Source organism: Yersinia kristensenii (assembly GCF_900460525.1).
Classification (GTDB): domain Bacteria; phylum Pseudomonadota; class Gammaproteobacteria; order Enterobacterales; family Enterobacteriaceae; genus Yersinia; species Yersinia kristensenii.
In genome coordinates this window covers 3,307,384-3,332,932 of sequence record NZ_UHIY01000001.1, presented here as the reverse complement: position 1 = coordinate 3,332,932, position 25,549 = coordinate 3,307,384, and the positions used below count along the sequence as shown (strand labels likewise).

Here is a 25,549-nt window from a genome sequence, read left to right as displayed (position 1 = left end):
GTTTTTTTATACAAATTGCAACCAACTGTTTTGAATAAATATTAATATGTTCCTGCCGATAATAGTTTAATTAAAACCGGAGGAACTATGGAATTACCCTCAAACCGGTATACGGCATTAATTCAACGCTTGCAGATGATTACCACAAACCGATGATTGCCACCTTGCAACCACTGGAAACTTTCGTTATTGAAGCAATATCTGTGGTTAACAAAAAATAATTTCCACGTCATCATCAGGCCTGATAGCCACGGTTATCAGGCTTGTCGTGATTCAAATTCTAAATAATACCCTGGTTCTGGCTTTTGACGCTTAAGGTTCAAATGTTACTATAACCGACTGAGGGAATTTGAAATCACGATAATAAAGGGGACGTTTTGAACACGAAAAGCAGAATACGGTTGTGGCCACGGTTGGCGTTATATGCAATGGTTATCTTGCTATTAGGTGGGTGCTCAAACAAATCAAATCGTGACTATGCCAAGCTACCCAAAGGCAGTTACAACGACAAATCCTATACCGTCAAAAAGGGCGATACTCTCTATTTTATTGCCTGGATCAGTGACAGTGAAGTCAGTGATCTTGCCCGTATCAACAAACTAAAACCCCCTTATCGGTTGGAAGTTGGGCAAAAACTGCAACTTGATAGCTCGACTTCATCTGGCCGTTTGACATCAAATAAACGGAAATCATCGAATACTGCACTGGCTAAATCAACGCCACCGCCCGGAGCAAGCCGTTGCTGGCGTTGGCCTACCAGCGGCCAAGTTATATCCAAGTATTCCACTGCCGATGGCGGCAACAAGGGGATCGATATTGCGGGTAAACGCGGGCAACCAGTTTATGCATCAGCCAAAGGGCGTGTGGTGTACGTCGGGAATCAACTGCGTGGTTATGGCAATCTCATCATGATTAAGCACGGGGAAGATTTCATCACCGCTTACGCCCATAACGACACCATGCTGGTCAATAATGCTCAGGACGTGAAAGCCGGGCAGAAAATAGCCACCATGGGAAGCTCTGGAACAGATACCCTGATGCTGCATTTTCAGATTCGCTACCGGGCAACTGCACTGGACCCACTGCGTTATCTACCACCGCCAGGAACACCGCCTAAGTGCTAGTTAATTAGCGATTTTATTGGGTTTTATGCTTGGCAGATAAACAAAAGGCTCCTTTTCAGGAGCCTTGTTTTTTGACATTAACGTCAATTATTACGCCAGAATTTTCTTCACAAATGCTTTGATTTCTTCAACCTGACAGTTGTCGAAGAAGCACTGCTGGAAGCGTTCGCCGCTAACCGCTGTTTTCACCAATTCTGGGTCGATAGCGCGCAGTGTATCCAGATAGTTTTCTTTCACTACCGCCGCTTTCACTTGGTTCAAGATACCTGCGTTACGCACTTGCGGCTCTTTACGGTCCAGTGGGTAGCCTTCGCCTTTCACTCCGGTAAACGCTTTCTCAAAGATGTAACGCACATTCAGTTCAGCACCCCAGCCAAAACCTTTGGCGTATGGCAGTGACAGCGCATTCCCGTTGTTAATCTGAGCAAACAGGAAAGCATCTGCTGGATCTATGCAATAGCCGCACACAACACCAGGGTGAATATTCAATGACATCATTGCACCCTGACCGGTGCCACAACCCGTTACCACGAAATCGACGGCTTTAGAGTTAAGCAGAATGCTAGCCATAATTCCCAGATGGATATAAGTCAGATGATGGTCATTTTCATCACTCATACCTACGTTGTATACCGGGTACGCTTTTTCCGAAGCTACGGCGTTTAGCTCTTTCAGGATTATCGCGTTTTTAGTTGCCTGACTGTTTTCCATCATCAGTGCAATTTTCATTATGTTCTCTCCGATTAGGTCAATGAAATAGGATCCATTGAATATGTTGTTTAGTTTAATTATAGCGAACATAACATTAGTAAAACAACATTTCAATTTTAATGGAAATTAGTTCTACACACATCACAGATCAGAGGAATCAGGAGATGATGGTCATTGGCTGGCATGCTCGAACTGAGCGTTGTAAGTGAAATACGAGATAATGATGATGCTGATAGTCTGCGAAATTAATGATGACAAAATTGTCGGCGATAAAACGGTCAACCGGTTGAATTTTAATTTCACTCGCCCGATTCAGGACGGCAGAATTACCGCAGGATAATCATATTGTTATCTAAACTAAAGCCGCGCAACTCACCTGCGCAGCTTTTTTATATCCTTAGTGATGCAACAGCTCGTGGACAATATCATCTTTATCTAAAGTTATCGGGTAAAAAGTCGGCCAGTTATCCATTTCTTTAAGCAGTTTTTCTTGTGACTCGTTACCCATGTAAATATGGAAGTGATGGGATTTTTGCGGTTCAATAATGTGGTCACTAAATTGGACATACTTAGGTGCTTTAGAGTGGGTATCTTGGCATTCATATAAATAACGCACCCCCTTCTTACCCGATTCATAGTGCATGATTTTAAAGCCGGAGTAGCGGTATTGGCAGGAGTTCACCGCTTCAGGGGTATGGAAATCAATAGTATTATTTTCAATACCAATCATGGTGATATCTGTAGCGTAGCCCTTTTTATAATATTTTCTGTATTCCTCAACTGTTTTGTTTTTATTCTTTTTCGCTTTATCGATCAAGACTGGATCTAAATCTCCCTTCAATAGATATGGATTAATAGATTGCCAGACTCCATCCCAATCACTGAGCAGTCTGTCTTTAACTTCTTTATCTGTAAAAACACCCTCATTTGCTTTACGTGCAGATTCCGATTGTTGATGTCCGTGGCTATGTTTACCGTGCGCAAATGAATTAAAACTGGTCAATGATATGCAAACACTGAGTGTAATGATGGATAGATGGGTCAATTTTCTGAGCATAAATTACTCCTAACTGATTGCTGATTATGTAATGTTATATTATTACACAACCAGCAATCAATAGGTATTCACGACGAATAACTAGCGTTTTTTGCGATTGCGATGCATATCGATAGCCACAGCACTAACAATAATGATCCCTTTAATAATGTCTTGAATGTATGAATCTACACCAATAAAAGTAAAGCCACTTTTGATCAGGCCCAAAATCACCGCGCCAATGACGGTGCCGGTAATACGCCCCACCCCCCCCATTAGACTACTACCGCCAATCACTGCGGCGGCGATGGCATCCAGCTCATACGACTGACCCATGCTCGATTGCCCACTACTCACTCGAGCCGCCAGAACAACTCCCGCAAGACCTGCCAATCCTCCTGCGATGGTATAAACCAGCACCAGATATTTATTAACATTAATACCTGAAACTTTTGCGGAAATCATATTCCCACCAATGGCATACACGTACTTACCGTAGCGGGTATGTTTCAGAGCAATATGAAAGATAACGGCAATAACCAAGAAAATAATGACCGGCATCGCACCTTGCCCGATAGCCGTAAAATCATCAGAGAGAAAACTCACCGGATTGCCTTTGGTATAATATTGGGCAAGCCCCCGGGCAGAAACCATCATTCCCAATGTTGCAATAAATGGCGGGATCCCCGTGCGGGTAATCAAAAAACCATTAATAAAACCGCATATTATTCCAACCCCGATCCCTGCGGTAATAGGAATAGCCGCAGGTAAATCTAATAAGTGTGGATACATGGGGGAAATACTGTCTGATGTTTGTGCCAGACTGGCGGCGACTACAGCAGTTAATGCAATTAAAGAGCCTGAGGAGAGGTCAATACCGGTAGTGATAATGACTTGAGTTACCCCCACTGCAATAATACCAATAATTGCCACCTGCAAGATAATTAGTAATAATCGATTAGGATTCAATAAAAATGATTGGTCGCGAATAAACCAACCGAGAAGCTCAAAAATCAATGCAATACCAACCATAACAATAAAAATACCCGTATCTTTAGGTAGCTTTTCTTTTAGTCCGACCATGAAAGAATGTTCTTTTATTGAGCTAACCGTCAGTGCTTTGTCAATTTTTACATTATTCATTATCATTACCTTCTTACAATTATTCAGAGGCCAGCGCCATTATTTTCTCTTGGCTGGCATCTTGCTTATCTAATATTCCCGTAATATGGCCCCCATGCATGACCATGACTCTATCACTCATACCGAGAATTTCAGGCAATTCTGAAGAAACCAAAATAACAGCAACACCACGATTCGCTAATTCACTAATTAAACGATAAATTTCTGATTTTGCACCGACATCAATACCACGAGTGGGTTCATCAAGAATAAGTATTTTAGGCTGAGCTAATAACCAACGTGCAATTAAAACTTTTTGCTGATTTCCTCCACTCAGGTTATTAATTATTTGATCCATGGTTGGGGTTTTGATATTTAATTTTTTAATCTGCTCCATGCAGTCTTGCGCCATTTGCCCATGACTAACAAAGCCTCTTTTATTAATATACTCTGAAATATTCACAATACTCATATTTTCGACGACTGACAGCACGAGAAATAATCCTGATTTTTTACGGTCTTCAGTCAAAAAAGCTAATCCATGCTCAATCGCTTTTGATGGTGAACTAATATGGACAGGTAATCCCTCAATAAAAATTTCGCCGCCATCTGCTGGATGCATGCCAAACAGGCTTTCCATCACTTCACTGCGGCCAGCTCCGACCAAACCCGCAACCCCCAGTATTTCACCTCGTTTCACAGAAAATGAAATATCATGGAATAATCCCTCACGCCGTAATGCATTGACTCTTAATACTTCTTCACCGATATTATTATTAAATTTTGGGAACATATGAGTCAGTTCACGCCCCACCATCATGGTAATTAGTGATTGTTTTGTTAGGTTTTCAGTCTTATCCGTGGCAACAAACATGCCATCACGAAAAATACTAACTTCATCTGTAATTTCAAAAACCTCATCCATTTTATGGCTAATATAAATAATACCTTTACCTTGTTCTTTTAACTCTTTAATGATCGTAAAAAGATGGAATACCTCACCTTCTGTTAAGGCTGATGTTGGTTCATCCATAATTAACACATCAGCATCATACGAGACGGCCTTAGCTATTTCGACCATCTGTTGACTGGCAATATTTAATTCGCCAACCATCATGGTGGGTTTTAATTTTATATTAAGATACTGCAATAAATCTCGTGTTTTACTGTTCAGCAAGTCGTGATTAACTAATCCATAGTGAACAGGCTCTCTTCCTAGCCAGATATTTTCTGCAACTGTCATATGTGGGACTAAATTTAGCTCTTGATGGATCATTGCAATCCCTGCATGGAGTGCATCTAAAGTATCCTTAAAAGATACTGTTTCACCTCTTACTTTTATCGAGCCTTCATCTGGATGATATATCCCAATCAAACACTTCATCAATGTAGACTTTCCAGCACCATTCTCTCCCATTAATGCATGGACACTACCTGATTTTATTTTAATGCCCACTTTATTCAGTGCCTTGACGCCAGGAAATTGCTTACTGATGCCCTCAGCTTCGAGAATGTAAGGATACATATCATCATCTCCATACCTTTATTTGGAATGAGTGCCGTATCTATAATTTGACAGAATAAATACGGAATTATCTTTCTATAAAAAAGAATAAGTACACAGGTTATCTTTGCGTATAAACCTAATTTTGGAAAGATATAACCCCACTCCATGAGCGTTATTTGTTGACTGCCTGTCTAAGATAATTCTATTTATTTTTATTCGCGAAATCTTGATAATTATCTTTGGTAATGAGTTGATAAGGGATCATTACGCTACTTTCAACTTTCTGACCAGATGCTAATTTAATCGCAGTATCCACCGCTCCAACTCCTTGCCCTTTAGCATCCTGGAAAATACTTATATTGAGGTCGCCTTTCTTAATAAACTCAAGAGCGTCCGGCGTACCATCAATCCCACCGATCACAACACCTTTTTTCTTCGCTTGTTTTAAGGCAAGAATAGCGCCGATGGCCATTTCATCGTTATTCGAAGCAATCGCATCTATTTGCTGCCCGGAGAGGACCCAATCAGTCGTGACATCAACGGCCTCTTTACGGAAGAATTTCGCAGTTTGTTTATCAATAATATGAATATCTGGGTACTGAGCAGCGACTTTCTCAACACCGCGTGTTCTATCGCGAGTTGCCTCACTTGAGAGTTCGCCCATAAGAATCACAACGTTACCCTTTCCCCCCATCAGTTTTGCAAGTTCTTCCATCTGTAGGCGCCCTGCAAGTTCAGAGTCCGAACCCACATAGGCCATACCTGCCGGCAAAGTTATCTCCGGGCGACGATTCACAAAAACTAATGGAATTTTGGCTTGCTCGGCTAATTTAATCATGGGCTTCACGCCCTGAGTGTCAACCGGGTTTAGGATAATGGCATCAACACCTTGGCTAACAAAATTTTCTACTTGCTGAATTTGTTGAGCAATATCTCCTTTTGCATCTTCAAACTGTCCAGAAACATTACCCTCTTCTTTCATTTTATTTTGCATGGACTGACGCAATATTGTCAGGAAATTGTCATCGAAGTAAGCCATGGAAACACCAATTTTAAGGTCTTTAGCATAGGTGCTCAGTGGCAACATACAGATAGCGAGTGAGGTAATAATGATTTTTTTCAGCTTCATGATCTATACCCTTCAATAATGGAATGCATTAACATATCGATGCCTATTTATTGAAAATAATTTTTTACAAGTACTTAGCTTAATATCGTAAAAAATAGTTATTTTAGACATTTCAATGCGCTTTCCGTGAATGCAACCGCCCCATTCTCGGCTTAATAATCATTAAAAAATAATATAAAACAATAATCTAAAATCCTTTCAACTCTGATTGTCACCCTCTCTTTTCTTTTTTAAACGTTTATTTCATAATTAAGATTATTGAAATTTTTAACACCAAACAACCGAAATTTGTGTTTTGAACCTGGAGAATAACAAAACTATGACAGGGATCTAACAAATGATGATAATTTGAGCTCTGCTGAGGGTAACCATGAGACTCCGCAAGTGGGAAGTCACCAGAATGTCATTTCTGAACAGAAAGGAAGGAAATAAGAAATAGATAAGCAAGGCGAGAAAAATAATGAAAGGAAATAATAGAGTAATGAACACAGTAAAGTCTGTATCATTACTCTGAGGTTTAATTTAAATATAATTATAAAACAATGTATTAGATGCATTTATCACAATAAAGTAATAAATGCATTATCGTTCGGGCAATAGATTCACCCACAATAGGCAGCTGTTGGTCGCCAGGGGTTGTAATTGACCACTTTTGATGGCAGGTAGCCACCAACATCCTTGCGAAGCAGTTAATTCATGTGCTTCGGTGTGGTTAATAAGCCATTTTCCCCTCACCACATAGACCAACCCGCCATGCGATGCCGGAAGTTCTTGCAACGAGCTAATTGACGTCACACTCGCCTGCCAACAACCTCGTCGGGTCATGATATTAAAATCTTGGCTAACTCCGCCGAGTAAATGAGCATGGATAGGAATATCACCAGGGAAAGCAAAAGGTTGCAATGGCGTTGAAAGCGTATGCGCTTCCCAGTCTGGACTGGAGAGAACCACTCCCTCACCAGAGAGCAATGTAATCGACCGGTCAATATCAGGGAATATTGAAAACGGGCCATCTTGTTCAATCGTCGCGATACTGGCACGCCAGGCAAAATCCGCCCCTCCAACAGGCCAACAAGCAATTTCGCGGGTTTCACCACCACCATTTCGCCATCGAGTAACCGGCAGACTAGCAAAATCAAAAACGGTAAAGCTCATCAGACCTCCTGTTGACAGGCTTTTAGTACCGCCAGAAAAGCCTGTGCAGTTTGCTGTTGCATTGGATGATATCTATCCACTATTACCGCGTTGCCCGCCACATAAACATCCCGAATTTGCGATTTATCCCCCGCAAATAACCAGCGATTCAATAAAGAAGCGGATTCTGTGCCATCAATATAAGGATCATCGCCATCCAAAACTAACCAGTCAGCACGATAACCCTCTGCAAGCTGGCTAATATTGCTGCCACAAGCTTGCCGCCCTCCAGCTAAAGCTTGGGAATAAAGTAAATCCGCCACCGCTGGATACTGTTCATTCGTCAGGCGGTTACGGCGTTGATCACGCAAGCGCTGCCCATATTCCAACCACCGTAATTCTTCCACCACATTTAAAGAAACATGGCTATCAGAGCCTATTCCCCAACATCCTTGCTGCTGTAAATAATCTACTGCGGGGAAAATACCATCGCCCAAATTGGCTTCTGTTGTTGGGCATAATCCGGCGACAGCCTGGCTTTTAGCCAACCGAACAAGTTCTGACTCATCCAAATGAGTGGCATGAACCAGGCACCAACGGCTATCGACTTCTAAATTATCATACAACCACGCCACTGGCCGTTGTCCGCTCCAAGCCAGACAGTCGTTAACCTCTTTTTGCTGCTCAGCAATATGAATATGCACTGGTAACTGTTTATCAGAAGCCTGTAAAACCTCCTGCATTTGGTTTAGCTCTACTGCACGCAGTGAATGAAAGCATAGACCCTGATTCTGTAATGGCTGCTTCGCCAACTGTTTACTGATAACTTGCTGTTGCTTGAGATAGCTTTCTGTATTTTGAATGAAGCGCCGCTGCCCTTGTTGAGCGGATTGACCGCCAAAACCCGCATAACTGTATAAAACGGGTAATAGAGTCATTCCAATTCCCACGTCATGCGCAGCCTGGCTAAGTTGTGATGTCATTTCCCCAGGGTCACTGTATGGACTGCCGTCGGTACTGTGATGTAAATAATGGAATTCTGCGACTTGGGTATAGCCACCTTTTAACATTTCAATATACAACTGGCGGGCTATCACACCGATATGCTCCGGTGTCAATCGTTGCACCAATCGATACATCAAATCCCGCCATGTCCAAAAGCTATCCTGTGGATTACCGGCGATCTCAGCTAACCCCGACATCATGCGCTGGAAAGCATGAGAATGGAGATTTGGCATGCCGGGCACTATTGGCCCGGAAAGTATCTGACAACCGGCATCACTGCTGCCCGCCATAATGCGCTGAATGTTCCCCTGTTCATTGACCGTTATCTGTACGTCATTCGCCCATCCATTAGGTAAAAAAGCACGTTTGGTAAAATAAACTGGCATAGCGATATCCCAATATTTTGTTCAGAGTCAAACGCGCCGAGTAGCAGCTGCGTCAATTAATTAAATCACTCACTTGTATAGACATATACACACGCTAAATTCAACCGTAGACTTAGCATATGATTTTCTTATTTGACGAGGTTAACGTCGTGGCAGAACAACTAGCGGCCTTACAATTGAGTGCCGCAATGGACGATACTCCTGCACCAATTTATCAACGGGTTAAACTGGCTATCATGCGCCAAATCAGAACCGGAGTCTGGCAGCCCACCAGCGCGTCCCGTCGGAGAGTGAGCTTGTTGCCGAATTAGGGGTCAGCCGTATGACCATCAACCGAGCGCTACGCGAACTCACCAGTGAAGGTTTTCTAATCCGCATGCAAGGCGTAGGGACCTTTGTTGCTGAAGCAAAGGCGCACAGTGCCTTACTTGAAGTTCATAATATTGCTGATGAAATCGCTGCACGTGGTCACCGCCACAGTAGTAAAATTTTGCAGTTAGAGGCGCGGCCAGCAACACCTGAAGAGGCGATTGCTTTAGGCATACAACCCAGCCAGCAACTGTTCTACTCGCAAATTGTTCATTATGAGAATGACATCCCCATTCAAGTCGAAAATCGTTGCGTCAATCCAAGCACCGCACCCGATTATATGAAGCAGGATTTCAACCTGATAACCCCTTACAGCTACCTCACCCAAGCTGCCCCCTTGACTGAAGGTGAACATATTGTTGAAGCGGTGATCCCAAATCTACTTGAGCGCCAGTTATTGCAATTAGATGAACATGAACCTTGTTTACTGATTCGTCGCCGAACCTGGTATGGAAAAGTAATCGTGACCGCAGCTCAACTGCTTTACCCCGGCTCTCGCTATCAACTCTATGGCCGTTTTACCCCACAAGGTACTGTCACGTCCTGATCAATTTTATTTCTCTTCGAGAACTGCGAAGTGTTACGCAATTGTTTAAATCCCTATCTTGCCGATAATGACTTTATGCGTTAGGTTGTCCATGATTGTATATACAACTTAACACGAAGATCTTGGGGAGTCAGATGGTGTCAACAATTCAGTGCGACAGTTTGTGGTACGGTGCCGATATCGTGACTATGCGTGAAGGGAAATATCACCTGATTTCACAAGGGGCAATAGCGGTTACTGACGATAAAATAGTCTGGATCGGGCCCTATAATGAATTACCCGTGCTCAATGCCTCACGCGAGGTAGTCTACCAAGGCGGCCTGATTACTCCCGGGCTAATTGATTGCCATACCCATTTGGTGTTTGGTGGTGATCGAAGTGCTGAATTCGAACAGCGTCTTAATGGTGTGAGTTATGCTGACATAGCAGCCAATGGTGGCGGTATTGTGTCAACGGTAAGAGCGACGCGAAATACCAGTGAACAGCAATTATTGGAGCAAGCTTTATTTCGTCTAAAACCCCTCCTTGCTGAAGGAGTGACCTGTATTGAAATAAAGTCCGGTTATGGCCTTAGCCTTGAAAGTGAAATGAAAATGCTGCGCGTGGCTCGCCGGTTGGGCCAACTATTGCCAGTGACGGTCAAAACAACCTGTCTGGCAGCTCATGCTCTGCCGCCTGAGTTCGCAGGTCGGGCTGATGATTATATTGATTTTGTTTGTGACTCTATCATTCCTGAAGTTGCAAACCAAAAGTTAGCCGATGCTGTTGATGCTTTTTGTGAACATCTGGCATTCTCCCCCGCACAAGTTGAGCGCGTATTTGTAGCTGCGCAACAAGCCGGTTTACCGGTCAAACTACATGCTGAACAACTTTCTTCCTTAAATGGGAGCACTCTGGCCGCCAAATTTAACGCCATGTCAGCAGATCATCTTGAATATGCCACTGAGTCAGATGTCCAGGCAATGGCTAATGCTGGCACTGTCGCGGTATTGCTGCCGGGGGCTTATTATTTATTGCGAGAAACACAATGCCCTCCGATAGAACTGTTTCGCCAATATAACGTACCTATGGCACTGGCCAGTGATGCCAATCCGGGAACATCCCCCGCACTCTCGCTACGTTTGATGCTCAATATGGCATGCACATTATTCCGTATGACACCGGAAGAAGCGCTAGCGGGTGTCACTTGTCATGCGGCTCAGGCTCTAGGGTTACAAGAGACTCAGGGAACACTGGAGACCGGTAAATTAGCCAATTGGGTTCATTGGCCATTATCACGCCCTGCTGAACTGGCTTACTGGCTCGGCGGTCAATTACCTGTAACTGTTGTTTTTCAAGGAGATGCCCGCCCATGAATTTAACTGATCCGTTAAGTTTTCGAGCAGGGAAACTGCCTTTATTAATCAGTATTCCGCATGCTGGAACACGATTGACGCCCATCGTTGAGGCAGGATTGACCGATGCAGCACGCCCCCTATCAGATACCGACTGGCATATTCCTCGTCTTTATGACTTCGCCCTTAATATGGGGGCCAGTATAGTAATAGGTCATTATTCCCGTTTAGTGGTTGATCTGAACCGCGCTGAAGATGATCAGCCGCTGTACACCACAGCAACCACTGGTTTGTTCCCCGAAACACTGTTCGATGGTCGCCCTTGTTTTATGCCGGGTAAAACACCGTCCCCGGAGGAGCGTCAATCCTACCTACTACATATTTGGCGCCCTTACCACCAGCAACTTCAACTCGAACTGGCGCGGCTTAAAGCTAAATTTGGCTATGTATTACTACTTGATGCTCACTCGATTGCCTCAGTTATCCCAAGGTTATTTGATGGGCAGCTACCTGATTTGAATTTCGGAACCAACCGTGGGGCCAGCTGCGCGCCCTCATTAAGTAAACAATTAATACAATGCTGCGAACACCAAACTGCATTTAGTCATATATTAAATGGTCGTTTTAAAGGCGGTTATATTACTAGAGCATATGGTTTACCGCAGACCCACCAACACGCAGTACAACTTGAGTTATCACAGCTAAATTATATGTCTGAAACTGAGCCTTACCCCTACTTACCAGAACCAGCGAGCCACTTACAGCCGTTACTCCAGCAATTGGTCAATACCATGCTGACTTGGGGTGAACAACACTACCAAAACTGATTTGCTCACATACTTTCGCGCCAACAATACCTGCCATACTTCAAGCGGTATGTATATTGACCATGCAGGTTACTGGCCCATCCCCCTGGGCCTAACCTCATTGAGGTCGCGGCAATGAGTATTAAATCAGCTCACGGAATATTTTTGTTATATAAATCAATAAAATATGTAAATTTATCGGGATTAATGAGCTGCATCCCTGATGCCTTATTCTGCAAGCATAGATAGAATTTAAAGCGGATCTGATCGATTTATCTCTTACTTAGCGCCTTCTTGTAGCTCGAATTAATTCAGGTATCTCTGAATATTTTAAATGCAAAAAAGGCGGGAATAACCCCGCCTTTTTAATTCACCTATTTCCGACACAGAAAAGGGTAATATTACTGCTTAAATTAACTTAGAAACGGTAAGTCAAGTTAACTGCAACAGTATTGTCTGTGCCCAGACCCAGTGGGTTGTTTTCATTCAGCAAGTTAATCTGGTAGTCAACATAGGTAAACATGTTTTTATTGATGTAGTAAGTTACACCGATTTCAGCATATTTCAGCAAGTCGGCATCACCCACAACCGCCAAATCTTTACCTTTAGACTGAACATAAGCGATAGACGGGCGAATACCATTTTCGAATTGATATTGAGCTACCAATTCTACGTTCTGGGTTTTATTCGCGATCAGCGCTTTATATGGCGTCATGTTCAACGTTTCGCCGTACATTGCTGCCAGGTAAACTTGGTTTGCATCATACTTCAGAGCTGTAGCCCAAGCTTGGGCTTTATCGCCGGTAGCACTGTTAGCCAGATTTTTCTGGCCCAGAGTACGGTTAGAGTTAGAGTATGCTGCTGCGAAACCAACGCCACTGCCTTCGATATCTTGATAATCAACAGACAAACCGAAACCGTCGCCATTAGCTTTCTGAATTGCGCGCTCATTCTTAGCGGTGTCGCCATCGTCATTGCGGCCCTGATACTGAGCTGCAACATTCAGACCTTTTACCAGACCGAAGAAGTCAGAGTTGCGGTAAGTTGCCAAACCGGTTGAACGGCCAGTCATGTAGTTGTCGGTATAAGCGATTGAGTCGCCACCGAACTCTGGCAACATGTCGGTATAAGCCAGTGCATCGTACACTACACCATAGTTACGGCCGTAATCAAAAGAGCCGAATTCAGCAAATTTCAAACCAGCAAAACCTAAACGGGTTTTATTGCCTTTATCACCCTGAGATTCTGCATTTTTTGCAGCAACATTATATTCCCACTGGCCGAAACCGGTCAGTTGGCTATTGATTTGTGTTTCACCCTTAAAGCCAAAACGCACATAAGTATCATCAGCATTATTATGGCTGGAGAAAAGGTATTTAGCGGCTACGCGGCCATAAAGATCCAACTTGTTGCCATCTTTATTATAAATTTCCGCTGCATTTGAAAGAGTAGGAATCATACTCAAGGTGACCGCTAAGGCCAGAACACTGCGCTTCATCATTATTTTTCCTTTAAATTTTAATAAAATTAACCTGCGGGCTAAATTAATGTTTTAGCCTCATCGAAGTTAACTTTTAATTTTTTATTGTGACCTGTCTTTGTAAAGCGAAGAAACATTATCACTAAGCACGAAAAGTTAAAACGGTAAAATTGAAGATATATAGGTATAGATAGGTAATAAATTGTAACAAGATGTTTTTTATGGAACTTACCATAACCCATTGATTAAATGTGTTTTTAAGTAATTATATATAACCAAAATGGTGCGATAGCACCATTTGAGTGCAAAGTCATTTCAATTTGTTTCTTTTTTGTTCTTTTGAGTGATTAGATTTGTAAAATGGAATAGATATCACACTTCTATTCCACTTTTTATATATCCAAAGCAATTTATCGACTATTTAAAATACAATTAATAAAGGCTTGAATATCCTATTTGGTGCAACAAAGAAAAAACCAAACATAAATTACTATGATAGGTTTATAAAAAGTATGGGTTTAGGATATTTGCTAATTAGATGGATTTTAATAAATGACAGGTTATTTATGTCAAATAGAATAAGATATTTTCTTATTTAATGAATAAAAAACGGGATAGTGATGATAATAATTGTCTTTTTTGAATATCAAAAACGACATATCACTTTAAATTTAGCTTAAGTTGAACGCCCGTAAGTGATATTACCCTGAGTAACTATCGAGGGCGGTATTAGTAATATGCCCTTATTTATGTTTTTTGTAATTCACTCTCATCCATTTGCACCAACATGATCCCAGCACGTAATCCCAGCGCAACCCCTGGATTTGGGAACAAGATCCACTCGTATTCATGTTCAACGCAATAATGTTCATTAAGCTGTTCTGCCAGCAATGTCCCTTGTGTGTAGCGAGTGAAATTCACTGTGTCATCCGCCACCCACAGTTTAAAATCTGCATGCTGCCTAAGCAGTGATTGCACCACACGATAGAATATTATGGTTCCGGTAGAGCGCTCCGGTAGTTGCTCTCCACTGGCTAATGCACGCAAACCGGCAGTGATAGAACTAAATTGTTCAAGATGATTTTCGCCAAAGGGTAGCGCTTTACCTAATTCCAGCGTGCAACTTGCCGCCTGACAAAATTCACTACTGAAGTGGGCGAACGTTCCCCCTGCGGCGGTGTGCATGACTAATGCCTCTAACTCACTATCTTTTAACCAACCCAACATGGCTGCTGAATACGGCGTGGTTTGATAAGGTAATAAACCAAATCGAGTATGATGAGAGCCACGAATCGCCGTGTGTAAATCATAATGGAGCCGTGTGGAGGGTAACTCAGCAGCAAAAAACTCCGCCATTCTTTGTTCGAGAATCTCAGCCCGTCGAGCCTCATCAGTAGGTAAGTCATTTTGATGACGCCCGCCAAACATGCGATTGATATCAGCGGTGAGATAACGCTTTCCGGTTCTGATAGCCGGTGGATTGCCAAATATCACTAACAGACGTATTGCCAACGTCAATTTACCAGCTAATAAGTCTGATACTAATTGGTTTAGAATTTCAATTGGCGCTGTTTCATTTCCGTGAATACCGGCCGATAGCACGACGGATTGTGTATAGCTCCCGATGGGGGTAAGCATCAATACCCCCTCATCCAGCCAGTGCCATTTAAGATTGAGTGTTTCACCGTCTGTCACTGGCGGTGGGTTCCCCGAGAGGGTGACCGAGAGAAAATCTAGCATTATCATTCCTTTCGTCTACTGCTGCGTTTTATGGCGCATGCCGCTGGATGGTTGATTTGTTGGCTAATAGCCTTGTTTTTATTAATGATTCTGGAACGGATATATTGAGCCAAGGTTAAGTATCTTCGTCAGTTCGTCCAATGCTTGTCGCCCCTCTTGCAATAACTGCGGGTCTGCTAAGTCCTTAAACTGCAAACGATCGCGATAATGCTGATCGATCCAATTATTCAGTGCAACAAAGAGTGCTGGGGTCATCATCACTCTGCTATTCACCGCAGCTAACTCTGTTTCATTTAGTACGACGCGCAAACGCAAACAGGCGGGCCCACCGCCATTGCGCATACTTTCGCGTAGGTCAAAGACCCTGACTTCATCGATTGGGCCGCCACTGTTTATTAGTTCAGATAGATATCCCCACACCGCCGGGCTTTCTTGTGATTCTTGTGGAATGACTAGCAGCATCTTGCCATTGGGTTTATTCAATAACTGGCTGTTAAACAGATAGGTCGATACCGCTTGTCCAACAGAAACCTGTGCAGCGGGCACTTCAATGGTGATCAGTTGCTGCTCAATTCGCGCCATCTTGCGCCGCAAACTATCCATTACCTGAATATCGGGTACGAATGCGTGTTGATGGTGGAATAACACGTTTTGATTACTGACCGCGATAACGTCGTTGTGAAATACGCCTTGATCGATAACCGCTGGATTTTGCTGAATAAAAACAGCCCGGTCAGGGTCTAATAAATGTAAACGCGCTACGGCCTCGCTGGCCTCTAATGTTTGCCGGGCAGGATATCGGCTGGGCGCGGCTCCACTCTCAAACCCTTGACGACCATAAACAAAGACCTGAATTGCTGGGTGGTCATACTCTCCCCCCAAACGGTTATGGTTGGCCGCGCCTTCATCGCCAAATAACTCGACCGAAGGCAAGGCGTCGTGGTGAACAAAATGACGATGGTTATTGAAAACGCTTTTTAGTATTGCTGATGTGGTATTGACCTCAATAGCCCGATGAAATTTATTGTTCAAGTTTGCGACAGTAAAATGAACCCGTCCGTCAGCACTATCAGCGGAGGGCGAGACGGTTGCCGCATTCGCCGTCCACATTGATGATGCGGAACTCACCGCCGACAGTAGGCGCGGCGATTTGCGGGCGACTTCACTCAAGACTTGTTCATCTGAACCACTGAATCCTAGTTGGCGTAAAAAACCTATCGCGGGGCGTTCCTGCGGTGGCAATATGCCCTGCTTGTAGCCTAAATCAGCCAACGTTTTCATTTTCAGCAAACCCTGTTTTGCCGCTAGCCTCGGGTTGGAGAGTGCATTTTGATGTTTGGCGGAGGCTTCATTGCCAAAAGATAATCCCGCATAGTGATGGGTCAGCCCAACCAATCCATCGAAGTTCACTTCATATCCGGCCATGGTATTCTCCGCTCGCGCCTATGGGCTATCAGGTCATTAAGTTAATCAGGTAAATCGAAAGAAATTCCTGGCGACAAGGTGGCTGGCAGCGTCAGGCTGTCGCTCTCGAGTGACGCCATCGGCCAGGCACAATAATCAGCGGCGTAAAATGCACTTGGCCGATGATTCCCTGAAGCCCCGACGCCACCAAACGGAGCCGCGCTAGAGGCTCCCGTCAAAGGTTTATTCCAGTTAACAATCCCCGCACGCGCCTCCAGCAGCAGTTGCTCAAACTGTTGTCTGTCTTCTGAAACCAAGCCGATGGCTAAGCCGAATCGGGTTTGATTCGCAATTTTTAGCGCCTCACTAAAATCGGTATAGCGAATCACACTTACCAACGGACCAAAATACTCTTCATCAGGAACATCATTTATGCCGGTGATATCAATAATACCCGGCGTCAAAACGGCGCTTTGGCTATCAGGGCGAGTCATGGTTAATAAGGCTGCCCCCCCTAACGCCAATAAATGCTGCTGAGCCGCCAGCATTTTTTCAGCCGCCTGAGAGGAGATAACCGCCCCCATAAAGGGAGCCGGTTGACTATCCCAGTGCCCAATACGCAGCGCTTTAGCCACCGCGATGAAACGTCGTAAAAATGCATCACCTTGCTCACCGCGTTTAACTAATAAGCGGCGCGAGCAGGTACAGCGCTGGCCGGCGGAGATAAACGCAGACTGAATCGCGAGGTTGACCGCGGCATCACGGTCTTTCACTTGCTCAATAATAAGAGCATTATTACCGCCCATCTCCAGCGCCAAAATTTTCTCCGGTTGACCGGCCAGTTGCCGATGCAGGTGGTAACCAGTATTGGCGCTGCCGGTAAACAGCAAGCCATCAATATCAGGTTGAGCCGCCAGTGCTTCGCCGGTTTCACGCCCACCTTGCACTAAGTTGAGCACGCCATCAGGAATACCTGCCGATTGCCATAATTTGACGGTTTCCTCTGCTGTCACCGGGGTCAGTTCACTGGGTTTAAACACCAGAGTGTTACCCGCCAGTAAAGCAGGGACAATATGCCCATTCGGTAAATGTCCGGGAAAGTTATAAGGGCCAAATACCGCCAACACGCCATGTGGCCGGTGACGTAGTACGGAAACACCATCCGCCATCGGTGTTTGGCTGCTGCCGGTGCGGGTTTGATAGGCTTGCAATGAAATAGCCACTTTGCCCACCATGGCCTGTACTTCCGTCAGGGTTTCCCAGTGTGGTTTACTGGTTTCCAGGCTAATAGTGCGTGCCAATTGCTGTTTATGTTGTTCAAGTAATGCAGCAAAACGCTGAACAATGGCCACCCGCTGTTCCAGTGGCGTCCGTGCCCAAGCCGGGAAAGCATCGCGCGCCGCACCGCAGGCGGCGGCAACATCGGTGCGGTCAGCGGCACGCGCTTGCCATAATAATTGCTGATCCATAGGGTCATGTTTGTCGAAATGCGCACCTTTGCCAGTGCGCCATTCACCCTGAATAAACAGTGCTGGATGGGTCATTTTCTTGTCTCCGGAGCAAAAAGGCTAATTATCCGAACTGAATCACCGGCGATGACCCCCAGTGCCGCTGCATTTTCAGTGGTTAAATGCAGCAATTCGTCTGATAGATGGGTATGAATCAATATGGCGCGGAAATATTGGTAACTGTCATTGGTCACTAAATAGGCGGTGCCCGTCGAGTCAATATCACTATCATCAATAACCACTTTTCGCTGACTGCAATCCCGCACTGCCCGCACCTCATCAATGCTGGCTTCCAATGTCGGGCCGCCATCAAAGATATCGACATACCCTTGATATTGCAGGCCTTCAGTCTCCAGAACTGCCCGCGCTGGCGCAGTGTGCGGGTGCACCTGGCCTATCACTGCACGCGCTTCTTCTGCCAGAAAATCCACATACAACGGGTGTTTTGGCATCAATTCGGCAATAAAGGCTTTTTGCCCCGTCCCACTCAGATAATCCGCTTTAGCAAATTCGATAGCGAAAAAGTGGCGGCCAACATTTTCCCAAAATGGCGAACGGCCTTGTTCATCAGTGTAACCGCGCATCTCGGCAATCACTTTGCGGGAGAAATACTGACGAAAGGCGGCAATAAACAGAAAGCGAACTTTTGATAAGAAAGGGCCGTTTTTATCCTTACGATATTCAGGATCGAGAAACAGTGTACAAAGCTCGCTATAGCCGGTGTGATCATTGCTCAAAAATAGAGTTGGGACCGATTTATACACATTAAGCGTTTTGGAAGCATGAACCAGAGTTCCCACACGGAAGTTATACCAAGGGTCATTCATTCCTACGGCCACTTCAATGGCGCTGACCCCCACCACTTTTTCCCGCTCAGTATCTTCCAACACAAACAGGTAACCCTGTTCACCTACCGCCAAAGAACCTTGCCAGGTATTCAATGCACGCTCGATTCTCGCTTCGAGATGCTGTTCATTTTGTGGCAGTGAGGTCATGCCAACACCGGTTTTTCCAGCCAACTCAAAGATATCGGCTAAATCACGGCGCTCTACCGGGCGAACTCTCATCATATTCAAGGTCCTTGCTGACAGCATAAGTGTTACGGCTTAACCTTACGACAGACCTGCTCAATACCCAGAGCAAGTCGGGCCAAGCCCTCTTTAATATCGTGTCGTGAAATAATCAGTGACGGGGCAAAACGCACGACATCAGGGCCAGCAATCAAGGCGATTAGCCCATGTTGAGCGGCAGCCTGAATGATCTCTTTGGACTTACCGGCGTAATCATTGTTGAGCACACAGCCAATCAATAAGCCACGTCCACGGATTTCGGCGAAAACTTTGTGGCGTGCATTAATGTCTGCCAAGCCCTCTAAAAACCACTGATGCCTTTCTTTCACACCCGCCAGGACCTCCGGTGTGTTGATGAGGGATAAAACAGTTCCCGCAACTGCACACGCTAATGGGTTGCCGCCGTAAGTTGTCCCGTGGCTGCCAACATTCAGGGCGCTGGCATATTGGGTGGTGGTCAACATCGCGGCAATAGGGAACCCGCCGCCGAGAGCTTTAGCACTGGTCAGGACATCAGGCGTGACGCCATAATGCATATAGGCATACAACTCGCCGGTGCGACCGACCCCGGTTTGTACTTCATCAAAAATCAATAAGGCATTATGGCGATCGCACAACGCGCGCAAACCATGGAGAAACTCGGTTTCTGCGGGTAACACCCCGCCCTCGCCCTGAATTGGCTCGACAATCACGGCACAGGTTTGGTCATTGATCAGGGCCTCAGCAGAGGCCAGATCGTTGAAAATACCGTGGCTAATTCCACCCGGTAGCGGAGCAAAATCCTGTGAGTATTTCGGCTGGCCACCCGCCGAAACGGTAAACAGTGTCCGGCCGTGAAATGCGTTTCTAAAGGCAACAATCTGATTCTTTTCCCCTTGCTGCCCCGGTTTATTGGCAAAATTATCCAATGCATATTTGCGCGCCAGTTTTAGCGCCGCCTCATTGGCTTCAGCTCCTGAGTTACAAAAAAACACTTTCTCAGCGAAGGTGGCATCAATCAGTTGCTTCGCCAAGCGCAGTACCGGTTCATTGGTATAACCATTGCCTAAATGCCAGACTTTATCTGCTTGTTCAATCAATGCAGCTTTCACGGCAGGATGCCCATGCCCCAAGGCATTGACTGCAATACCACCGGCAAAATCGAGATAAGATTTACCCTGTTGATCCCACAACATCGCGCCCTCACCACGCACCACAATAAAATCGGCCGGGGCATAGGTCGGGACTATCCATTCATCAAAAGACTGTCGGGTCACTGGGATTGGCTGTTCCATAAAGGCCTCTTTAATCAGCGTAAATAGGGGTGAGAACTTGTCGTGAGGAACCACTCTGCCGTCCAACAAAATCTCTTGTTCTGTAAATAATGAAGAATGAAATATATTCACCTGATATAAAGTGTAGAGCAGCTTTCGTGCCATACCGATTACAATGTGAATAAAATGTTTAATTCCCATTAAAACAAATATTTAAAATGCATAATTATGCAGATAGCCAGCATTCATACTGTCTTTTAGCGGATAAATTGACCTATTTGAGCGGTTTTGCTCGAAATTATATGCATTCAATGCCAATTTTGATTTTTGCCCTGCCAGATCACACTTTGGCAACATAAAATCAACAAAGAATATTCTTAGCGCCCTATAAATGAGCATTGAGCGCATCAATTCAGTGCATTTCTGCTGTTGAAAAAGTAGGTATGATGTGTGGCATTAAGCCGTTTATGCATAACGCGTTTATTTATCACAGCAGTGAAAGTAAAAAGAAGACGGTCATTTCAGCAGAAGATCATGCGGCTATAGCGCCATTTTCTGGCGCCGCCAGCTTGATTGTATTGAGAAGCAGAATATTGCGGATCAGTAGCAGGTTTTGAGGAAAGACTGCCGGGCTAATAAGAGCTATCGTCAGCACGGGTCAGTTGAGTTATCAACATAGCTAAAATGCGAATGGCCTTTTCACTTTGATCTGACCAGGCAAATGAAGCATTCAGACGAAAACAGTGATCAAATTGCTTGCCTGTAGTAAACATTCGTCCCGGCGCAATACTAACCCCCTGCGCCAGTGCTCGCTGGTATAACTCACTGGCATTGAAAGGCGGTTCCAGTTCCAACCATAAGAAATATCCCCCTGCGGGGTGACTGATTTTGACATTTTTGGGAAAGTGTTCAACCACCGCCTGGCGCAGCGCGTTGAGCCGCTGTTCCATAATGCGGCGCAAGCGGCGCAGGTGAGTATCGTATCCCCCTTGGCTGAGATAATCTGCAATAGCTAACTGAGTCGGAACACTGGCGGAAACCGTACTCATCAATTGCAGATGTTGCACCCGCTGCGCGTGTTCGCCCGCCGCGACCCACCCCACGCGAAACCCCGGAGCCAGACATTTAGAAAAAGAGGAACAATGCAGAATTTGCCGGTGTTGATCAAGAGCTTTGGCCGGTAAGGGGCGCTCAGCGCCGAAATACAATTCGCCATAAACATCATCTTCAATCAGCGAAATATTATGTTGTTGCAACAACCCCACCAGCCGTTTTTTCTGTGGCCAAGACATGGTACAGCCCAGCGGATTCTGGAAATGCGTCATTAACCAACAGGCTTTGATGGGGTACTGATTGATGACCTGCTCCAACGCATCGAGATCCATTCCCTGCTGGGGATGTGTCGTAATGGCGATAGCTTTTAAGCGCAAACGCTCGATAGCCTGCAATGCACCATAAAATGCTGGCGATTCAATCACTACCCAATCTCCGGGTTGCGTGACCGCCTGTAAACTCAAGCTAAGCGACTCCATCGCACCGGCGGTAATCACAATTTCCTCCGGTGAAACATTCATCCCACTGGCGGCATAACGCTGAGCAATATTGCGCCGTAAACTTTCATTGCCCGGCGGCAAGTTCGTCATTGAGCTCTGGGGTGATATTTTGCGCGCGACGCCGGCCAGCGCACGTGACAAGCGGGGTTGAAGCAATAAGCTGGGGTCTGGAAATGCGGAACCCAACGGCATAATGGCCGGATCTTTTCCCGCCTGTAGCACATCGAAAATAAAGGTATTAATGTCTACCTGCTCATCCAGATGCAGTTTTTTGCCGCGCTGTGGCTGGGGCAATTGGGTTGGGCGCGAAGCAACATAATACCCCGATTGCGGGCGCGCCACGATCCACCCCTGACTTTCGAGTAACTGATAAGACTGCACCACAGTCATTAAACTTAACCCCGATTGCTTACAACTTTCCCGCAATGAAGGCAGTTTGTCACCCGCTTGCCAGACCTTGGATTGTATTTGCGCCCGAATTTGTTGCGCTAATTGTTCATATCGCGTCATAAGCCAACTGTTATAGGTAAGATTGAATTAATTGTCACTATTATAGCCACTTTAACTTATGGTTAACTAACTGCCAAGTTTACACCCGAAATAATCGCCCGCTGCGTCTCTCCCGAATAATCAATATGGCGCGATTTATTTTATAGATTGATGAGGCAGTACCATGTTTACAGCGAGGTCGCTATGTTTGGCTTAACCGCTCTCGAGTTGGCCAGAATCCAATTCGCTTTCACCATTTCGTTCCATATCATCTTCCCAGCCATCACTATTGGGCTGGCCAGTTTTCTGGCGGTTCTCGAAGGTTTATGGCTAAAAACCAAAAATGAGGATTACCGCGATCTTTACCATTTCTGGTCAAAAATCTTTGCCGTCAACTTTGGTATGGGCGTGGTTTCTGGTCTGGTTATGGCCTACCAGTTTGGCACCAACTGGAGCTTTTTCTCTGAATTTGCGGGCAGTATTACCGGTCCGCTGCTGACGTATGAAGTCCTTACGGCTTTCTTCCTCGAAGCCGGTTTCCTCGGTGTGATGTTATTTGGCTGGAATCGTGTTGGCCCCGGTTTGCATTTCTTTGCCACCTGCATGGTGGCATTGGGAACCCTCATGTCGACCTTCTGGATATTAGCGTCCAATAGCTGGATGCAGACGCCCCAAGGCTTTGAAGTGATTAATGGGCAAGTGGTACCGGTTGACTGGCTAAAAGTGATATTCAACCCCTCTTTCCCCTACCGCTTGCTGCACATGTCAACCGCCGCTTTTCTGGCCTCGGCATTCTTTGTCGGTGCTTCTGCCGCCTGGCATTTACTGCGCAAACGCGATACACCCGCGATGCGAAAAATGCTGTCAATGGCAATGTGGATGGCCTTGATTGTCGCCCCACTTCAAGCCGTTATTGGTGATGCCCATGGCCTGAATACGCTGGAATATCAACCGGCTAAAATTGCAGCCATTGAAGGCCACTGGGAAAATAAACCCGGTGAACCTACGCCACTGATCCTGTTTGGCTGGCCGGACATGAAGCAAGAAAAAACCCATTTTGCACTGGAAATCCCCTATTTAGGCAGCCTTATTCTGACTCACAGCCTGGAAAAACAGATCCCAGCGCTGAAATCTTTCCCACCAGAAGATCGCCCTAACTCAACCATTGTTTTTTGGTCTTTCCGCATTATGGTTGGGTTAGGCATGTTAATGATTTTGGCCGGTTTTTGGAGTTTATGGCTCCGTTGGCGTGGTGGTTTGTATCAATCGCGCCCCTTCCTTTATTTTGTGCTGTGGATGGGGCCATCAGGGTTGATTGCTATTCTGGCGGGCTGGTTTACCACCGAAGTGGGCCGCCAGCCGTGGATTGTTTATGGTTTACAGCGCACCAGTGACGCCGTGTCATCCCATGGTGAGATACATATGAGCATTAGCCTGCTGATATTCATTCTGGTGTATGGCTCCGTCTTTGGTGTGGGCTACGCCTATATGATGCGGCTCATCCGCAAAGGGCCAAAAGCGCATGAAGGTCATCAACAAGATAAAGGTGGCCCCGGTCAACACGCTACGCCAGCCCGCCCTCTGTCAGCAGTCCGTGAACCGCTTAATGCTGATGGTGATTTATTGACAGCTGACCCTAGCCAGAATAGGAGCTCATGATGGGTATTGATCTTCCATTGATTTGGTTTGTCATTATTGTCTTCAGCACCATGATGTACGTGGTGATGGATGGCTTTGATTTAGGGATTGGCATTCTGTTCCCGCTGGTTAAAAACAGCCGGGATCGGGACTTAATGATGAACAGCGTCGCCCCGGTGTGGGATGGCAATGAAACCTGGCTGGTACTGGGCGGCGCAGCGCTATTGGGGGCTTTCCCACTGGCTTACGCGGTTATTCTCGATGCCTTGGCTATTCCGCTGACTTTAATGCTGCTGGGGCTAATTTTCCGTGGTGTTGCATTTGAGTTTCGTTTTAAAGCCAGTCAGGAAAAACAGCATATCTGGGATAAAGCCTTTATTGGCGGTTCGCTGATTGCCACTTTCACACAAGGCATGGTAGTCGGTGCATTTATTCGCGGCTTCCCGGTCACCGGGCGCAGCTACAGTGGCGGGCCATTTGATTGGTTTACCCCTTTTGCCCTGTTCTGCGGCTTGGGTCTGGTCATTGCGTATGCTCTGCTTGGCTGTACCTGGCTCATCATGAAAACCGACGGCCATGTGCAGCAAGTAATGAATAAACTGGCACGGCCGCTGACACTGATGATGTTGCTTATTATTGCCATTATCAGCGTGTGGACCCCCCTGAGCCACCCACAAATTGCAGCGCGTTGGTTCAGCTTACCCAATCTTTTCTGGTTCCTGCCAGTGCCATTATTGGTGCTATTGGCCAGCTGGGCTTTACTGCGCGCCGTCAAGCATCGCGGGCATTATGCCCCGTTCCTGTTGACCTTGTTGTTAGTGTTTTTGGGCTACAGCGGGTTAGGTATCAGCATTTGGCCTTATCTTATTCCGCCATCAATAACTTTATGGCAAGCAGCCGCCCCACCACAAAGTTTGGGATTCATGCTGGTCGGCGCACTGTTTATTATCCCAATCATTCTGGTTTATACCTTCTGGAGCTACTATGTATTCCGAGGGAAAATCAATCACGAACAGGGTTATCACTGAATGATTAAATCACCATCATCTTCCCAGCCAATTGAGTCCGTGAAATCTCCATGGTGGAAGAAAGTCGGTTGGATGTTGTTTATCTGGTGCGGCAGTGTGCTGGCTTTATTGGCAGTTTCCATGCTGTTCCGTATGATGATGACTGCCGCCGGTATGAAATCCCACTAACGCTAACA

General features: G+C 45.5%; 21 protein-coding genes and 1 pseudogene. 8 read left to right on the top strand and 14 right to left on the bottom strand.

Features of this window, described 5'->3' with window-relative positions; all coding sequences use genetic code 11:
• Nucleotides 1-395 precede the first annotated feature (395 nt).
• Nucleotides 396-1,124, top strand: a complete 729-nt coding sequence (gene actS, locus DX162_RS15245; protein WP_032819926.1) for an amidase activator ActS — start codon at nt 396-398, stop codon at nt 1,122-1,124.
• Nucleotides 1,125-1,214: 90 nt separating this feature from the next.
• On the opposite strand, the gene DX162_RS15240 is transcribed toward actS, so the two are convergent.
• On the bottom strand, nt 1,215-1,853 hold the full coding sequence (locus DX162_RS15240) for an RpiB/LacA/LacB family sugar-phosphate isomerase (RefSeq protein ID WP_004390749.1): 639 nt from the start codon (nt 1,851-1,853) through the stop codon (nt 1,215-1,217).
• A 187-nt stretch (nt 1,854-2,040) separates the two neighbouring features.
• Between DX162_RS15240 and DX162_RS22770 the strand changes: the two genes are divergently transcribed.
• Entirely contained in the window at nt 2,041-2,175 is a 135-nt protein-coding gene (locus DX162_RS22770) for a hypothetical protein (RefSeq protein ID WP_265331451.1), read from the top strand.
• A 57-nt stretch (nt 2,176-2,232) separates the two neighbouring features.
• Here the strand turns inward: DX162_RS22770 and zinT are convergent, their stop codons facing one another.
• The 6 genes from zinT to DX162_RS15210 form a co-directional block, all read right to left on the bottom strand.
• Entirely contained in the window at nt 2,233-2,892 is a 660-nt protein-coding gene (gene zinT / locus DX162_RS15235; RefSeq protein ID WP_032819897.1) for a metal-binding protein ZinT, read from the bottom strand.
• Nucleotides 2,893-2,973: 81 nt separating this feature from the next.
• Complete coding sequence (locus tag DX162_RS15230) at nt 2,974-4,014, bottom strand: ABC transporter permease (protein WP_032819898.1); 1,041 nt, start codon at nt 4,012-4,014, stop codon at nt 2,974-2,976.
• Between the two features lie 19 nt (nt 4,015-4,033).
• Nucleotides 4,034-5,518, bottom strand: coding sequence for a sugar ABC transporter ATP-binding protein (locus tag DX162_RS15225; RefSeq protein ID WP_004390753.1), 1,485 nt, complete (start codon nt 5,516-5,518; stop codon nt 4,034-4,036).
• Between the two features lie 184 nt (nt 5,519-5,702).
• Nucleotides 5,703-6,629 (bottom strand): sugar ABC transporter substrate-binding protein, encoded by a 927-nt coding sequence (locus DX162_RS15220; protein WP_004390754.1) that lies wholly within the window; start codon nt 6,627-6,629, stop codon nt 5,703-5,705.
• 582 nt (nt 6,630-7,211) lie between these two features.
• The gene (locus DX162_RS15215; protein ID WP_032819899.1) at nt 7,212-7,784 is read right to left on the bottom strand and encodes a HutD/Ves family protein; all 573 of its coding nucleotides are present in this window, start codon (nt 7,782-7,784) and stop codon (nt 7,212-7,214) included.
• Nucleotides 7,784-9,154 (bottom strand): formimidoylglutamate deiminase, encoded by a 1,371-nt coding sequence (locus DX162_RS15210; protein ID WP_004390755.1) that lies wholly within the window; start codon nt 9,152-9,154, stop codon nt 7,784-7,786. The genes DX162_RS15215 and DX162_RS15210 overlap by 1 nt, the downstream gene beginning before the upstream one ends.
• Before the next feature lie 149 nt (nt 9,155-9,303).
• Between DX162_RS15210 and hutC the strand changes: the two are divergent.
• The 3 genes and pseudogenes from hutC (at nt 9,304) to hutG (ending at nt 12,231) form a co-directional block, all read left to right on the top strand.
• Nucleotides 9,304-10,070: pseudogene (hutC, locus tag DX162_RS15205) on the top strand (histidine utilization repressor).
• Between the two features lie 134 nt (nt 10,071-10,204).
• Nucleotides 10,205-11,425 (top strand): imidazolonepropionase, encoded by a 1,221-nt coding sequence (gene hutI / locus DX162_RS15200; RefSeq protein ID WP_004390758.1) that lies wholly within the window; start codon nt 10,205-10,207, stop codon nt 11,423-11,425.
• On the top strand, nt 11,422-12,231 hold the full coding sequence (gene hutG, locus DX162_RS15195; protein WP_032819900.1) for an N-formylglutamate deformylase: 810 nt from the start codon (nt 11,422-11,424) through the stop codon (nt 12,229-12,231). The genes hutI and hutG overlap by 4 nt, the downstream gene beginning before the upstream one ends.
• 397 nt (nt 12,232-12,628) lie before the next feature.
• On the opposite strand, the gene DX162_RS15190 is transcribed toward hutG, so the two are convergent.
• From DX162_RS15190 to DX162_RS15160, 7 genes are all read right to left on the bottom strand, one after another.
• The gene (locus DX162_RS15190) at nt 12,629-13,711 is read right to left on the bottom strand and encodes a porin (RefSeq protein WP_004390760.1); all 1,083 of its coding nucleotides are present in this window, start codon (nt 13,709-13,711) and stop codon (nt 12,629-12,631) included.
• Between the two features lie 726 nt (nt 13,712-14,437).
• Entirely contained in the window at nt 14,438-15,430 is a 993-nt protein-coding gene (astE, locus tag DX162_RS15185; protein WP_032819901.1) for a succinylglutamate desuccinylase, read from the bottom strand.
• An 81-nt stretch (nt 15,431-15,511) separates the two neighbouring features.
• Complete coding sequence (gene astB / locus DX162_RS15180; RefSeq protein ID WP_004390762.1) at nt 15,512-16,855, bottom strand: N-succinylarginine dihydrolase; 1,344 nt, start codon at nt 16,853-16,855, stop codon at nt 15,512-15,514.
• Nucleotides 16,856-16,896: 41 nt separating this feature from the next.
• A complete protein-coding gene (gene astD, locus DX162_RS15175; protein WP_032819902.1) occupies nt 16,897-18,378 on the bottom strand; it encodes a succinylglutamate-semialdehyde dehydrogenase in 1,482 nt (493 codons plus the stop codon).
• Entirely contained in the window at nt 18,375-19,412 is a 1,038-nt protein-coding gene (gene astA, locus DX162_RS15170) for an arginine N-succinyltransferase (RefSeq protein ID WP_004390764.1), read from the bottom strand. Before astA ends, astD begins: the two co-directional genes overlap by 4 nt.
• Before the next feature lie 29 nt (nt 19,413-19,441).
• Nucleotides 19,442-20,686, bottom strand: coding sequence for an aspartate aminotransferase family protein (locus DX162_RS15165; RefSeq protein ID WP_032819927.1), 1,245 nt, complete (start codon nt 20,684-20,686; stop codon nt 19,442-19,444).
• 611 nt (nt 20,687-21,297) lie between these two features.
• Nucleotides 21,298-22,728: an aminotransferase-like domain-containing protein gene (locus DX162_RS15160; protein WP_004390767.1), complete on the bottom strand. Its 1,431-nt coding sequence runs from the start codon at nt 22,726-22,728 to the stop codon at nt 21,298-21,300.
• 183 nt (nt 22,729-22,911) lie between these two features.
• Here DX162_RS15160 and DX162_RS15155 point away from each other — a divergent pair, with 183 nt between their 5' ends.
• From DX162_RS15155 to DX162_RS15145, 3 genes are read left to right on the top strand one after another with little or no spacing between them, the layout of a single operon-like run.
• Complete coding sequence (locus DX162_RS15155) at nt 22,912-24,366, top strand: cytochrome ubiquinol oxidase subunit I (RefSeq protein ID WP_004390768.1); 1,455 nt, start codon at nt 22,912-22,914, stop codon at nt 24,364-24,366.
• The gene (gene cydB, locus DX162_RS15150) at nt 24,366-25,373 is read left to right on the top strand and encodes a cytochrome d ubiquinol oxidase subunit II (protein WP_032819904.1); all 1,008 of its coding nucleotides are present in this window, start codon (nt 24,366-24,368) and stop codon (nt 25,371-25,373) included. Before DX162_RS15155 ends, cydB begins: the two co-directional genes overlap by 1 nt.
• A complete protein-coding gene (locus DX162_RS15145) occupies nt 25,374-25,541 on the top strand; it encodes a DUF2474 domain-containing protein (protein ID WP_071777617.1) in 168 nt (55 codons plus the stop codon).
• Nucleotides 25,542-25,549 lie beyond the last annotated feature (8 nt).

What these genes read in the sequence shown, in the direction of transcription:
- DX162_RS15240 (WP_004390749.1), bottom strand. Translation starts at nt 1,853, where the DNA reads ATGAAAATTGCACTGATGATGGAAAACAGTCAGGCAACTAAAAACGCG.
- zinT (WP_032819897.1), bottom strand. Translation starts at nt 2,892, where the DNA reads ATGCTCAGAAAATTGACCCATCTATCCATCATTACACTCAGTGTTTGC.
- DX162_RS15230 (WP_032819898.1), bottom strand. Translation starts at nt 4,014, where the DNA reads ATGAATAATGTAAAAATTGACAAAGCACTGACGGTTAGCTCAATAAAA.
- DX162_RS15225 (WP_004390753.1), bottom strand. Translation starts at nt 5,518, where the DNA reads ATGTATCCTTACATTCTCGAAGCTGAGGGCATCAGTAAGCAATTTCCT.
- DX162_RS15220 (WP_004390754.1), bottom strand. Translation starts at nt 6,629, where the DNA reads ATGAAGCTGAAAAAAATCATTATTACCTCACTCGCTATCTGTATGTTG.
- DX162_RS15215 (WP_032819899.1), bottom strand. Translation starts at nt 7,784, where the DNA reads ATGAGCTTTACCGTTTTTGATTTTGCTAGTCTGCCGGTTACTCGATGG.
- DX162_RS15210 (WP_004390755.1), bottom strand. Translation starts at nt 9,154, where the DNA reads ATGCCAGTTTATTTTACCAAACGTGCTTTTTTACCTAATGGATGGGCG.
- hutI (WP_004390758.1), top strand. Translation starts at nt 10,205, where the DNA reads ATGGTGTCAACAATTCAGTGCGACAGTTTGTGGTACGGTGCCGATATC.
- hutG (WP_032819900.1), top strand. Translation starts at nt 11,422, where the DNA reads ATGAATTTAACTGATCCGTTAAGTTTTCGAGCAGGGAAACTGCCTTTA.
- DX162_RS15190 (WP_004390760.1), bottom strand. Translation starts at nt 13,711, where the DNA reads ATGATGAAGCGCAGTGTTCTGGCCTTAGCGGTCACCTTGAGTATGATT.
- astE (WP_032819901.1), bottom strand. Translation starts at nt 15,430, where the DNA reads ATGCTAGATTTTCTCTCGGTCACCCTCTCGGGGAACCCACCGCCAGTG.
- astB (WP_004390762.1), bottom strand. Translation starts at nt 16,855, where the DNA reads ATGGCCGGATATGAAGTGAACTTCGATGGATTGGTTGGGCTGACCCAT.
- astD (WP_032819902.1), bottom strand. Translation starts at nt 18,378, where the DNA reads ATGACCCATCCAGCACTGTTTATTCAGGGTGAATGGCGCACTGGCAAA.
- astA (WP_004390764.1), bottom strand. Translation starts at nt 19,412, where the DNA reads ATGATGAGAGTTCGCCCGGTAGAGCGCCGTGATTTAGCCGATATCTTT.
- DX162_RS15165 (WP_032819927.1), bottom strand. Translation starts at nt 20,686, where the DNA reads ATGGAACAGCCAATCCCAGTGACCCGACAGTCTTTTGATGAATGGATA.
- DX162_RS15160 (WP_004390767.1), bottom strand. Translation starts at nt 22,728, where the DNA reads ATGACGCGATATGAACAATTAGCGCAACAAATTCGGGCGCAAATACAA.
- DX162_RS15155 (WP_004390768.1), top strand. Translation starts at nt 22,912, where the DNA reads ATGTTTGGCTTAACCGCTCTCGAGTTGGCCAGAATCCAATTCGCTTTC.
- cydB (WP_032819904.1), top strand. Translation starts at nt 24,366, where the DNA reads ATGGGTATTGATCTTCCATTGATTTGGTTTGTCATTATTGTCTTCAGC.
- DX162_RS15145 (WP_071777617.1), top strand. Translation starts at nt 25,374, where the DNA reads ATGATTAAATCACCATCATCTTCCCAGCCAATTGAGTCCGTGAAATCT.